At 65.0% G+C, this 12,760-nt stretch carries 10 protein-coding genes; 2 read left to right on the top strand and 8 right to left on the bottom strand.

The features are described from left to right. The first annotated feature begins 65 nt into the window (after positions 1 to 65). Positions 66 to 554, top strand: coding sequence for a tripartite tricarboxylate transporter TctB family protein (locus BLV27_RS02585; RefSeq protein ID WP_092641839.1), 489 nt, complete (start codon positions 66 to 68; stop codon positions 552 to 554). A 3-nt stretch (positions 555 to 557) separates the two neighbouring features. After that, on the top strand, positions 558 to 2,066 hold the full coding sequence (locus BLV27_RS02580; RefSeq protein ID WP_092641836.1) for a tripartite tricarboxylate transporter permease: 1,509 nt from the start codon (positions 558 to 560) through the stop codon (positions 2,064 to 2,066). A gap of 34 nt (positions 2,067 to 2,100) precedes the next feature. On the opposite strand, the gene BLV27_RS02575 is transcribed toward BLV27_RS02580, so the two are convergent. From BLV27_RS02575 to BLV27_RS02540, 8 genes are all read right to left on the bottom strand, one after another. Further along, complete coding sequence (locus BLV27_RS02575) at positions 2,101 to 2,931, bottom strand: 3-oxoadipate:acetyl-CoA acetyltransferase (protein WP_092641833.1); 831 nt, start codon at positions 2,929 to 2,931, stop codon at positions 2,101 to 2,103. A 58-nt stretch (positions 2,932 to 2,989) separates the two neighbouring features. Further along, complete coding sequence (locus BLV27_RS02570; RefSeq protein ID WP_092641831.1) at positions 2,990 to 4,300, bottom strand: TRAP transporter large permease; 1,311 nt, start codon at positions 4,298 to 4,300, stop codon at positions 2,990 to 2,992. Continuing rightward, positions 4,297 to 4,875, bottom strand: coding sequence for a TRAP transporter small permease (locus BLV27_RS02565; RefSeq protein WP_092641828.1), 579 nt, complete (start codon positions 4,873 to 4,875; stop codon positions 4,297 to 4,299). The genes BLV27_RS02570 and BLV27_RS02565 overlap by 4 nt, the downstream gene beginning before the upstream one ends. A 69-nt stretch (positions 4,876 to 4,944) precedes the next feature. Then, complete coding sequence (locus BLV27_RS02560) at positions 4,945 to 5,973, bottom strand: TRAP transporter substrate-binding protein (protein WP_092641824.1); 1,029 nt, start codon at positions 5,971 to 5,973, stop codon at positions 4,945 to 4,947. A 137-nt stretch (positions 5,974 to 6,110) separates the two neighbouring features. Continuing rightward, entirely contained in the window at positions 6,111 to 8,171 is a 2,061-nt protein-coding gene (locus tag BLV27_RS02555) for a hypothetical protein (protein WP_092641821.1), read from the bottom strand. A 1-nt stretch (position 8,172) separates the two neighbouring features. Next, positions 8,173 to 10,866, bottom strand: coding sequence for a DUF4159 domain-containing protein (locus tag BLV27_RS02550; protein ID WP_092641818.1), 2,694 nt, complete (start codon positions 10,864 to 10,866; stop codon positions 8,173 to 8,175). Continuing rightward, a complete protein-coding gene (locus tag BLV27_RS02545; protein ID WP_244504503.1) occupies positions 10,863 to 11,747 on the bottom strand; it encodes a DUF58 domain-containing protein in 885 nt (294 codons plus the stop codon). Before BLV27_RS02545 ends, BLV27_RS02550 begins: the two co-directional genes overlap by 4 nt. Next, positions 11,744 to 12,760: an AAA family ATPase gene (locus BLV27_RS02540; protein ID WP_092641812.1), complete on the bottom strand. Its 1,017-nt coding sequence runs from the start codon at positions 12,758 to 12,760 to the stop codon at positions 11,744 to 11,746. The genes BLV27_RS02545 and BLV27_RS02540 overlap by 4 nt, the downstream gene beginning before the upstream one ends.

Here is a 12,760-nt window from a genome sequence, read left to right as displayed (position 1 = left end):
CCTGCCGACCCGTTCGCATCTTCGGATGCGGGCGGGCTTTGCATACCCCGACCGGAGGATACCCAATGGCGCTTGATCGCTGGATCGCGCTGACCGTTCTGCTCGTCGCGCTCGTTTACGGATACGCCGCGTTCTTCACGATGGACGCGTCGCTGCCGCCCTTCATGCAACGCAACCCCGTTTGGCCATCGACCTTCCCCAAGGTTCTGTCGGTCCTGACGATCCTTGTTGCGCTGTCCATCGTCCTGAAGCTTGAGAAGACCGATTATGATCCGGGCGAAGGCGATGTCGATTACCGTCGCCTGGGCGACTACAAGATCGGGCAAGCCGTCACGTTCCTGGCATTGATGGTGGGCTATGCGCTGACATTGCGAATGGCGGGTTTCCTCGTGTCGACCATCGTCTTCCTCGTGGTCGGATCGTTCCTGCTGGGCGAGCGGCGCTGGCACCTGATGCTGCCGGTCGCATTCATCGCCACCGGCGGCATCTGGTACCTGGTGCAAGAGGTGCTTGGCATCTTCCTGCGCCCGCTGCCGTTCTTCATGGGAGTCTGAGCCATGCTTGAAGGTATCTTGATGGGTCTCAACACGGCCATCTCCCCGGGCAACCTGTTGATGGTGATCGGCGGCTGCCTGATCGGCACGTTCATCGGCATGCTGCCGGGTCTGGGCCCGATGTCGATCATCGCGATCATGATCCCCGTCGCCATCTCGATCGGCGATCCGTCGGCGGCGCTGATCCTGCTGGCGGGGGTTTACTACGGTGCCATCTTCGGCGGCTCCACCTCCTCCATCCTCATCAATGCGCCGGGGGTCGCATCGACAGTCGCTACGAGCTTCGACGGCTATCCGCTGACGCGACAGGGCAAGGCGGGCAAGGCCCTGACCGTGGCCGCCATCGCGTCCTTCTGCGGCGGTACGATCGGGGCCGTGCTTCTGATGATCTTTGCGCCCGGCCTCGCCTCGGTCGCGTTGCTGTTCCATTCGGCGGAATATTTCGCGCTGATGGTGGTGGGCCTGTCGGCCATTGCGGCCTTCGCCGGATCGGGCAACGTCGGAAAGGCTCTTCTGATGACGCTGCTGGGCCTGATCCTGTCGACGATCGGTGAAGGCGCGCTGTTCAATGCGCCGCGCTTCACCATGGGCATCATGGACCTGCAATCGGGGATCGGGTTCATCACCCTGGCGATGGCGATGTTTGCCCTGCCCGAAGCGATGTACCTGGTTCTGGACCCGCGCCGCTCGGACAACGACGGCGGCGGCGAGATCAAGGACCTGCGCATTACACGGGCCGAAGCCCGCAGCATCGCGCCGGTCATCGGGCGCCAGTCGATTCAGGGGTTCCTGATCGGCGTGTTGCCCGGCGCGGGTGCCACCATCGCATCCTTCCTGGGCTATGCGGTGGAGCGCAATATCGCCCCAAAGCGTGAACAGGACGAGTTCGGCAAAGGCTCTCTCAAGGGCCTCGCCGCGCCGGAATCGGCCAACAATGCGGCCGCGACGGGGTCATTCGTCCCGCTGCTGACGCTGGGGATACCGGGTTCGGGCACCACTGCGATTCTGCTGGGTGCGCTGATCGCGCTCAATGTGACGCCGGGGCCGCGCCTGTTGGTGGACGAACCGCAGATCTTCTGGTCGGTCATTATCTCCATGTACATTGGCAACGTAGTTCTGCTGATTCTGAACCTGCCGCTGATCCCCTATATCGCCAAGGTGCTGACAGTGCCGCGAACGTTCCTGATTCCGTTCATTCTGTTCTTCACCCTGATGGGGGCCTACATCGGCCAGAATAATTCGACTGAACTGCTGATGCTGGTGGGCTTCGGCGTCTGCGCGACCATATTGCGGTTTGCCAACTACCCGCTGGCCCCCCTGCTGATCGGGTTTATTCTGGGTCAGATGCTGGAAGACAACTTCAGCCGCTCAATGCAATTGGAAGGCGGCATCGGCTTCATCCTGGAGCGCCCGATGACCATGGGTCTACTGGGCTTCGCCGTCCTTCTGGTGGTGCTGCCCGCCTGGCGGTCGCGCCGCCAACGCGCCGGCGAAATGCCCGAAGGCGATTGAGATCGAGGTGCGGCCTAGGGGCCGCACCATCACCTCAGGCCGGGCGCAGGCCCAACAAGCCGCGCGCCTGATCTACCGTGGCAACAGGTCTTTCGGCCATCGCGCAGATGTCCACCGCTCGCTGCACCAACGCCGCATTCGACGGTGCGAGGGTCTCTCGGTCCCAGCGAATGTTGTCCTCCAACCCCGTGCGCACATGCCCTCCCGCAGCAATGGCCCATTCGTTGAGCGTGACTTGCCCCGGACCGACGCCCGCAGCGCACCATTCGCTGTCGGGCAGGATGCGCTTCACCGTCTCGACATAGAAATCGAACGTTGGGCGATCCACCGGCATGGCGTTCTTCACACCCATCACGAACTGCACATACGCCGGGGCGGCCAATCGCCCATCCCCCTGCATCTTCGCCGCCTGGTGAATGTGGGACAGATCGAAACATTCGATCTCGGGCTTCACATCATGGGTCAGCATCTCGCTGGCCAGCCAGTCCACAAGGTTCGGCGGGTTCTCATAGACGCGGGTCGGGAAATTGTTCGACCCGACCGACAGCGACGCCATGTCGGGCCGCAATGACAGCATCCCACCGCGCTCGCGCCCCGCCCCCGACCGGCCCCCGGTGGAGAACTGCACGATCATGCCGGGGCAATGCTTCTCCAGCCCCTCCTTCAGTCGCGCAAACTTCTCCGGGTCGGACGATGGCGTTTCGTCGTCGTTGCGCACATGGGCATGGCAGATCGCGGCCCCGGCCTCGAATGCGGCATGGGTGCTTTCAACCTGCTGCTCGATGGTCACGGGAACCGCGGGATTATCGGATGTCCGCGGAACCGATCCGGTGATCGCCACGCAGATAATACAGGGTTTGTTCATCTCCATCTTCCTCTTGCCATAAATATCCCGGGGGTCCGGGGGCTGGCCCCCGGCCCGATCAAATCAGGAACAACGTGATCGCGGGGAATGCCACCAGTAGTGCCACACGCACCAGGTCAGACCCCACAAAATAGAGTACCGCCCGATAGGTCTGGATCATGGGCGTCGCGCGATCCATCGCGTTGATGACGAACAGGTTCATCCCCACCGGCGGCGTAATCAGCCCTACCTCTACCACGATCAGGGTCAGGATTCCGAACCAAATGGCCACCTGTTCCGTCGTCATCCCGAAGTCGAGCGCGACGATAACCGGAAAGAAAATCGGGATTGTCAGCAGAATCATGGAAAGGCTGTCCATCACGCAACCCAGCAACAGGTAAAAGATCAGGATCACGATCAGTACCGTGATCGGGGCAAAGCCTTGGGTCACAACCCAGGTAGACATCTCCTGCGGGACCTGGGTCAGGGCCAGAAAGCCGTTATAAATCGCGGCACCCAACACGATGAAAAAGATCATCGCCGAGGATTTGGCCGTCACCAGGAAGCTTTCCATCAACGTCCGCCCCGTCAGTCCGCCATTGATCAGGGCGATCAGCCCCGTCCCCAAGGCTCCGACCGCCGCGCCCTCGGTGGGGGTGAAGATGCCGCCGTAGATGCCGCCCACGACCACGATGAAGACCATGAGTACTGGCCAGACTGCCGCCAGCAGGCGGAAACGTTCGGCCATCGGGATCGGGTCGCGCATCCCCGCGGAGCCGGGGTTCAGACGTACGTAGATCGAGATGGCGATCACGTAGCCGATGGCCGCGATCACACCCGGCAGGAACGCGGCAAGAAACAGCTTCGCAATGTTCTGTTCGGTCAGAATGGCGTAGATCACAAGAATGACCGACGGCGGAATCAGGATGCCCAGCGTGCCGCCCGCCGCCAGCGTCGCGGTCGAGAAACCGCCGTCATAGCCATATCGGCGCAACTCCGGGAGGGCGACGCGCCCCATGGTGGCCGCCGTGGCAAGGGACGACCCGCAGATGGCACCGAAGCCGGCACAGGCCCCCACCGCGGCCATCGCCACGCCGCCCCTGCGGTGCCCGAGGAACCCTTCGGCGGCGCGAAACAAGGCCTGGCTCATGCCCCCCAAGGTCGCGAAATGGCCCATCAGCAGGAACATCGGCACGATCGAGAGCGAGTAACTGGAGAAGGTCGAATAGGTCTCGTTCTTGAGACGGGAGAGCGCGACAGTGTTGCCGTCGGTGACAAAGTAAAGGCCAACGAGTCCAGTAACGAACATCGCCAGACCGATCGGAACACGCAAGAATATCAGGACCATGAGGCCGGGAAACGACCACAGCCCGATTTCAAGATTGCTCAATGGTCCGCCCCCTCGGTCGGCAGGATATCGGTGCCGGACACGAGCTCGGCCAGTCGGGCAACCGCCACGTAGACCGCGACCAATGCAGTCACGAAGGCCCCACTCAGGGCGGCGGCATAGGCCCACCAGATCGGGAACTGGATCAGATATGTCGTCTCGCCATAGCGCATCTTGGCCTGCGTTCCCTGCCAGAGCTGCCAGGCGATCAGGACCATCACAAAGGCAAAGAGCAGTGACCAAAGGACCGCCAGCACCCGGTTCGGCAGCACACCCAGTCGATTGGTCAGGATGTCGACCGAGGCGTGACCGCCCGTCAACTGCGTGATCGGCAGGAAGGCGAAGATGCAGAATGCCATTCCGGCCTCGATCAGTTCGAAGTCACCGTTGACCGGCCCAATTCCAAGGCCCAGAGCCCAGGTTGCAAAGCCGCCCCCGTCAAAAGGCGGCCCATGCAGCACGCCGTTCAGGAACCGGCCCAAGATCGACAGGCAGGTCATCAAGATCAGAACAGTCAGGACCAGACCGCCCAGAATGGCCATCAGGCGGGCCAACGCCTCGATGATGCGTCGCAGCATTTGCGGTCCTTTCACGTGTGGGGGTCGCGCCCGGTCCGGACGCGACCCCCTTTTGCGATCGTCTTAACCTCAGCCTTCATAGGCGTCCATCAGGGCGCGCGCCTCGTCGATCAGCGCCTGGCCGTCGATGCCCTTGTCCGACATCTCGGACACCCAGGCGTCGTAGACCGGCTGCGCGGCTGCGCGCCACACAGCGGCATCTTCCTCGGAGATGGTGACGATGTTGTTGCCCGCATCCACCGAAATCTGCCGCGAGGGGACATCGGCGTCCGATTGCGTCCCGCCCGCGAACACCGAGAATTCCAGTCCGGAGTTGTCGTCGATCACCGTCTTCAGATCGTCCGGCAGGCCTTCGTACCGGGCCTTGTTCATGGCCAGTACGAACGTCACGTTATAAAGGTGGTTGCCCACGAACTCCGTATGGTTCCGCACCAGCTCGGTAATCTTCAGGGCGGGCGTCACTTCCCACGGGATCGTTGTGCCATCGATCACGCCCTTGGACAGGGCCTCGGGGATGGCGGGCACGGGCATGCCGACCGGGGTCGCACCCAGCGTCTCGATCAGGGAGTTTACCTGCCGGGTCGCGCCCCGGATCTTCATGCCCTGCATATCGGCGGGCGTGGTGATTTCCTTGTTTGCATGGATCATACCGGGGCCGTGGATCCAGGTGCCAAGGATATGCACGTCGGCGAAATCCTCCTGCATGTGCTTTTCGTACATTTGCCAATAGGCGGCGGATCCGGCACGCGCGTTGGTCACCATGAACGGCAGTTCGAATACTTCGGTGCGGGGGAACCGACCAGGGGTATATCCCACGACCGTCCAGATCACATCGGCCACCCCGTCGATCGCCTGATCCATCAGCTGCGGCGGGGAACCGCCAAGCTGCATCGAGGGATACCGTTCTACCTTGATGCGCCCCTCCGACGCGGCCTCCACGTTGTCGGCCCAGACGTCCAGGATCAGCTTGGGAACATTCGCCTGCGCAGGCAGGAATTGGTGCAGTTTGAGCGTCACTTCCTGCGCGCCTGCCGGCAGAATGCTCAGCGCCAGGGCGGCACCGCCCAGAAGCCCAGCAAGGGTTCTGCGATTGATCATGTGGTTCATCCTCCCTGAATGAAGCGGGACACCTCTGCCCCTCACGGCACGAACCTCACCACGATTGCAGCACCATTGCAAAAGACAAGTCCGTCCAATCGGTCGCACGTGTGACATCCGCCGCAGCAGAACGCCCGTCAGTCGCGGCCTTCGCGCAGCCAGGCCCATGTCGCGAATCCCGCAGCCAGCATCAGGAACAGCCAGGCCGGGACCAGCGACATGATCCGTACGTCCGCCGTCAGGTACGCGCCCCGCGGCGTAAAGCCGAGCCAACCGCGCCCGGACGCACGACGGCCTTCGCGCACGGCGCGCAGATCCGGCGTACCCTCTTCCACAGTGACCGCTCCGCCCTGCCGCGCATCGATAGCGGTGCGCAGAACTTCGTCGGTGGCGATGGTCTGAACAAATTCGCGCGGCGCGGCGGGACCCAATCCAATCACCGCCGTCCGCACACCTTCCTGCAAGCGGTAGAGACCCTGTTCCGGCCCCACAAGGCGACCGACGAAGCGGCCCGGGGCCTCCTCGGCAAGATCAAGCTCCGTCTCGCTGCCGTCGGGCGCGGTTACAGTGACGGCCCCCGGTGCATCGCCAAGGGTTCGACGGGTGACGGTGATTTCCTGCCCAAGCGCCGAGGCGACCAGCGCCTCCTCCTCCAGCTCCGGCTCCTGCATCAGCCAATGGGCCAGCCGACGCAGCAGTTCGGCCTGCGGGCCACCCCCCTCGAACCCGCGATCCCACATCCAGACATGGTCCGACCCCAGCAACGCGACGCGCCCCGACTTGACCCGGTCCAGCACAAGAAGCGGCTCACCGTCCAGTCCGGTCATCACCGATTGGGTGTCCGGCAACGCATCGACCTGCACCTGACGGAACCAACGTCCCCACGGCGCACCATCCAACCCGAAGCCCCGCGGCAAACCTTCGGTCACGGGGTGCTTTTCACCCAGTTCCGAAACCGCGGGCAGAAAGCCTTCCTCGCGCACGATGGCCGTGGGTGCCGCGGGCAGGATCGGGGCCAGCGGGCTGCGAAAGATGCTGTCGGCGCTTGCGAAATCCGGCCCGGCGGCAACCAGAAGCGCGCCGCCCTGCTCCACGTAGTCCCGCACGTTATCGAGGTATATTGATGGTAAGATTCCGCGACGTTGATAGCGGTCGAAAATGATCAGGTCGAATTCATCGATCTTCTCGGAAAACAACTCCCGCGTGGGAAAGGCGATCAGCGACAGTTCGGTCACGGGCACGCCGTCCTGCTTGCCCGGCGGACGCAGGATCGTGAAATGCACCAGATCCACGGCCGCGTCCGCCTTGAGCAGATTGCGCCAGGTCCGCTGGCCGGTATGCGGCTCCCCTGAGACCAGCAGCACGCGCAGCCGGTCGCGTACGCCGTTGATCTGAACGACGGCGGCATTGTTACGGTCGGTCAACTCGTCCTCCGCCTCCGGTACGCGGAACTCGATTACGTTCAGCCCACCATGCGGCAGTGTCACCGGAAGCTGGATATCTTCGCCCACCGGCATGACATAGCCACGCGGCTGGCCACCATCGATCGCCAGGATGATCTCGGCCTGGGTGCCCGCACTCGCCGGGACATCGCCCTGATCCTCGATGCGCAGGGTAATCGTGAACTCCTCGTCGAGGATGGCGAAGCTGGGCGCATTCGACACGATCAGCCGGCGGTCCCAGTCATCCGCACGACCCGTCTTCAACAGGTGCAGCGGCGCGGGCAGATCGGGGGCCTGCGCGGCGTCGTGCACGCGCCCGTCCGAAATCACCACCGCTCCGGCGATGCGATCGCGGGGAACCTCGGCCATAAGCTCGGACAGGGCCCCCATAACCAGCGTCCCGCTGTCGCCATCACCGTCGGGCACGCGCGCGACACGGGTGTCCAATCCTTCTGTCTCCGCTTCGGTTAAAAGGTCCTGCAACGCTGCCTCCGTCTGGGCGGCGCGGTCCGACAGGTCTTGGCTGGCACTGTCGTCAACCGCGATCAGCAGGATATCGGTCAGCGGCTCCCGCTCCTCGGTCTGAAGACTGGGGTTCAGCAGTGCAACGGCTAGCGTTACCACGCCCAGCGCGCGCAACCACCAACCGGGCAGCCCTCGCAGAGCCGCCAGAAGACAGGCCAGCAGGGCGACACTGGCCAAGGCGGCAATCAGCCAGAGCGGCAACATCGGATCGAGAAGGATCTGGCGCGTCATCTCAGTTCCCCAGCCGGTCCAGCAGAGCGGGCACGTGCACCTGATCTGATTTGTAGTTCCCCGAGAGCACGTGCATCACGAGGTTTACGCCGAATCGGAAGGCGACTTCGCGCTGTTGCTCTCCGGCGAAGCCCCGACCGACGGGCAGAAGCGCGCGCCCGTTCCGGTCAATCGCCCATGCCGCAGCCCAGTCATTCGCACCAATCACGACGGGCGTGACGCCATCGTTGAGGTTGCGGAAGGGCATCCCCTCCACTTGTTCGACATCGGGGCTGGCCTCCACCCAGACGTCGCGGGAGTTATAGCGGCCCGGATAATCCTGCAGCAGGTAGAAGCTGCGAGTCATCACGTGGTCGTCGGGCAGCGGCTCCAACGGCGGAATATCAAGCGGTGCCGCAAGATCGCGCAGACGTACCGCCGCCGGCGAATTGGAGCCGAAGCCGCCGATATCCGCGTCGCGCGTGTCGAACACGATCATCCCCCCGCCACGCAGGTAGCGATTGAGCTTGGCATAGGCGTCTGACGACGGAATCGGCTGCGATGGATCGACAGGCCAATAGAGCAGTGGGAAGAAGGCCAGCTCGTCCATCTCCAGGTCGACGCCGCGCGGTGGGTCAGGCTCGACGCTGGTGCGTTGGACCAAAACCTGAGACAGCCCCCTAAGTCCCGCTTCCGATACCTCGTCAACGCGCGCGTCGCCGGTGCGGACATAGGCCAGCGCCACTTCGGCCGGTGGCTGGCGCTCCTGCGCCTGCGCATGAGGGGCCGCGACGATCATTGCGATCAGCGCGACAACCGCAGTCGTGCCCCGTCGCAGGCGACCGCCCAGCCAGAGCGAAGCGACAGCATCCAGCGTCAGAAGGGCAAGCGCAGCGGCCAGCAGGTACGGCATCAGGTTCGTCTCCTCTGCCCGCTCTAAGCCTTCCACGGCGGTACCGGCAGGCCAAGCGGCGGCAGCAAGCGTTGCCTCCGGCCCCAACACGTTGAGGGCAAGGCTCTGCCCCGGCCCTTCGTAAAGGCCCGGCGGAAGCTCCGCAGACGGCACCGGATCAATCAGGTCCTCACCCGGGACGCCAGCCAGCGTGCCCGCATCCCGTGCCACACCGAACCCATCCAGCGTCACACGGGGGACCCAGGTCGTGCCCGCCAGCGCCTCCGCTGAAAGCGCGGCGGGCCGGGTGGAAACGGCAAGCCGCTCCAGCATCTGCACAAAAAGACCGGACAGCGGCAACGACGACCACTCGGCATTCGCGGTGACGTGGAATAACACGACCTGGCCCTGCCCCAGCGTCTTGCGGGTAACCAGCGGCGTGCCATCGGCCAGCGCCGCAATGGTGCGGTCGGCAAGCGTTGGGTCAGGTTGGGCGACGATCTGGCTAGTGACGGTCACTTCATCACGCACCTCCAGCCCGAAAAAGGGGGAGGACAGGTCGAAAGGCCGTAGCGCCTTCGGCTCGCCCCAGGACAGGGCACCGCCCACGGTACGCCCACCGGAGCGCAGCCGAACCGGCAAGAGCGCATCCTCCGCGTCGCGACTGATGTCCGAGGCGGCAAGATTCGGCCCCGCAAAGCGCAACAGCAGACCGCCACTCTCGACCCATTCGGTTACCTGCGCGGTTTCCGCCGAAGACAGCCGCGCGACGTCCGCCATGACCAGCACGTCGGGTGTCGCGGGCAGGAGTGCCTCCAGATCGCCCTCAATCAGGTCGGCGGTCGGGGCCAGCGCGTTGCGCAGATAGTACAGCGGCGAGAGCAGGTCCTGCGACTCGTCCTCGGCCTGCGTCAGCAGGGCGACCTCGCGGCGCGACAGGCTGTCATCGGTCAGCGAGACAGCCCCGGCGGAGCGTTCGCCGACAATCTCGAACCGGGTCACGCGGTTCCGCAGCTCGGGCGGCAGGGTCAGCGAGACTTCGGCGTCGGTCGCGCCCGCCGCGAAATCGGCCGTCGCCACGCCCAGTTGTGTCAACGCACCGCTGGGTCCCGGCCCAATGGCGCGCAGGTCCATGCCGCGTTCCGTGCCGTCGTTCAGGCGTAGAGCGCGCAGTGCGATGGTCCCGTCTTCATATGTCGCGGGCGTCAGGCCCAGCAGGGGCCGCGTGCTTTCGATGACACGGGCGTCCAGCGCATCGCGCCCATCGCGGGCAAGACCGTCGGAGACCCAGACAACTTCCGTATTATCAAGACCCAGATCATCAAGGCCCTGATAATTCGGCTCCCAGGCGGCCGGACGGACCGACGGCAAACGCTCGACCCAGGCGGCGGCGGATTGCCAGGGGATTTCGTCCGGCACCGGTTCAGTCAACGGCAGCACGGCGGCAAGGCGCCCCGCGCGCGCGGCGTCGCGCAGCATCTGTTCGACCTTGGCCATCCGCGCGGGCCAGTCGCGCGCCGAGGCCCAGCTGGCATCCATCACCACCAAAAGCGGCCCGGTCCCCGTCCCCGCTTGGCGCGGGTTCAGGATCGGTCCGGCAAACCCCAATATCACGGCAGCCAGCGCCAGCATCCGCAGGGCCAGAAGCCACCATGGCGTGGTCGCCGTCTGGCTTTCCTCGTCCTTGAGGCCCAGCAGCAGGACGATGCCGGGGAAGCGGCGCCTGATTGGCGCAGGCGGCACGGCACGCAGCAGCCACCACAGGATCGGCAGAGCGATCAGCGCCAGCAGGAGCAGTGGCGTGGTGAAGGCGACAGCGCTCACCGGCGACGGTCCAGTGCGGCATAGAGCGGTAGAAGCGCCGCTTCGGCAGAGGCATCGGTGTGGTGCAATTGATACTGCCAGCCCGTGCGGCGGCACAGATCACGCAGCGCCGCGCGCCGCTTGGTCAGGCGATCGAGGTAGGCCTCGCGCAGGTGTCCGGCCTTAAGGGTTTCGAATCGAACGGCCCCCGACATGCTCTCGAACACGGTTCGACCATCGTAGGGAAACGCCTCCTCCTCGGGGTCGAGGATCTGCACCAGAACGCCCTGCACCCCCCGGTCGGCGGCGGACGTGAGCGCATCGGCGACCGGCTCAACCGGTCCCAGGAAATCCGACAGGAAAACCGCCCGCGCGCCCATCGGCATCACGCGGGGGCGCGGCGCACCGTAATCGGGGACGTCGCCGCCCTCCATCAGCGCGTCGGCAATACGGATCAACTGCGCCTTTCCACCGCGCGGCGGCTCGGCCAGGTTGGCAAGCCCCGCGCGTTCGCCCGCGCGGGTCGTAAGGACGGCAAGCGCCAGGGCCAGCGTCTGCGCCCGACGCAGTTTGGACGGGCGATCCCCGGACGAAAACCGCATCGAGGCCGCGTCGTCCACCCAAATCATCACCGACTGTGCCGCCTGCCATTCCGTCTCGCGGACGAAATGACCGTCACCGCGCGCCGATTGACGCCAATCGATGGACCGGCGTGGATCACCGGGTTGTGCCGCGCGGAACTGCCAGAAGGCATCGCCCGGCCCCGCCCGCTTGCGGCCGTGGTCACCCAGCAGGATCGTCGCGGCCAGCCGTTCGGCCGCCATCAGCAAGCCGGGTAGGCCCGCTGCGGCCCCTTCGGACCGGGCGCGCAGGGACGCCGGTGTATGAAGTGTATCGCTCAAGCGGCGCGCTCGCTTTGGGTCACGCGGGCGGCAACTTCATCAATTACCTCCTCCAGCAGCACGCCTTCGGCCCGGGCGGCGAAGGACAGCGCCATGCGGTGCTCCAGTACGGGGCGCGCCAACCGGACCACGTCAGATACGTCGGGGGCCAGACGTCCACCCAGCAGCGCCTGCGCACGGACCAGCAGCATCAGCGCCTGCGCCGCCCGCGGGCCGGGGCCCCAGGCGACATGGGCCTTCACCGCCTCCGGGGCATCCGGATTGTCGGGACGGCAGGCGCGGACCAGGTCCAAAATAAGGTCGACGACTGTGTCCCCCACCGGCATCCGACGCACGACCGATTGCGCGGCGATCAAGGTTTCGGCGTCGAAGATGGCCCGGGCCTCTGCATCGACGCTGCCGGTCGTGGCCAGGACGATGGCCCGCTCGGTCTCGCGATCCGGGTACTCGACGTCGATCTTGACCAGGAAACGGTCCAGCTGTGCTTCGGGCAGGGGATAGGTCCCCTCCTGCTCGATCGGGTTCTGCGTGGCGAGCACGTGGAACGGCGCGGGCAATTTGCGAGTCTGTCCCGCGACGGTCACCTCGCGCTCCTGCATCGCCTGAAGCAGCGCGGATTGCGTGCGCGGGGACGCGCGGTTGATTTCGTCCGCCATCAGCAGCTGCGAAAAGATCGGCCCTTCGATATAGCGAAATGCCCGGCTTCCGTCGGCGGCGGTTTCCAGAACTTCAGACCCGAGGATATCCGACGGCATCAGGTCGGGCGTGAACTGGATGCGGTTGCCCGTCAGACCCATCACCGTGGCCAGCGTCTCCACCAGGCGCGTCTTGCCCAGACCGGGCAGACCCATCAACAGCGCGTGCCCCCCGGCCAGCATCGCCGCAAGCGACAGATCGACGACGCGATCCTGCCCGATGATGCGGCTTCCGATCGCGGCACGGGCCAGCGTCAATTTCGCGCCCAGCGCCTCGATCTCGTTCAAAAGGTCGTCCGCCCCTTGGTTACCGGCCAT

The organism is Jannaschia faecimaris, from assembly GCF_900107415.1.
Taxonomy (GTDB): domain Bacteria; phylum Pseudomonadota; class Alphaproteobacteria; order Rhodobacterales; family Rhodobacteraceae; genus Jannaschia; species Jannaschia faecimaris.
This window is presented reverse-complemented; position numbering and strand designations above follow the sequence as displayed.

Excerpts from the sequence above, each read along its gene's own strand:
- BLV27_RS02585 (WP_092641839.1), top strand. The coding sequence starts at position 66 with ATGGCGCTTGATCGCTGGATCGCGCTGACCGTTCTGCTCGTCGCGCTC.
- BLV27_RS02580 (WP_092641836.1), top strand. The coding sequence starts at position 558 with ATGCTTGAAGGTATCTTGATGGGTCTCAACACGGCCATCTCCCCGGGC.
- BLV27_RS02575 (WP_092641833.1), bottom strand. The coding sequence starts at position 2,931 with ATGAACAAACCCTGTATTATCTGCGTGGCGATCACCGGATCGGTTCCG.
- BLV27_RS02565 (WP_092641828.1), bottom strand. The coding sequence starts at position 4,875 with ATGCTGCGACGCATCATCGAGGCGTTGGCCCGCCTGATGGCCATTCTG.
- BLV27_RS02560 (WP_092641824.1), bottom strand. The coding sequence starts at position 5,973 with ATGATCAATCGCAGAACCCTTGCTGGGCTTCTGGGCGGTGCCGCCCTG.
- BLV27_RS02555 (WP_092641821.1), bottom strand. The coding sequence starts at position 8,171 with ATGACGCGCCAGATCCTTCTCGATCCGATGTTGCCGCTCTGGCTGATT.
- BLV27_RS02540 (WP_092641812.1), bottom strand. The coding sequence starts at position 12,760 with ATGGCCGGTAACCAAGGGGCGGACGACCTTTTGAACGAGATCGAGGCG.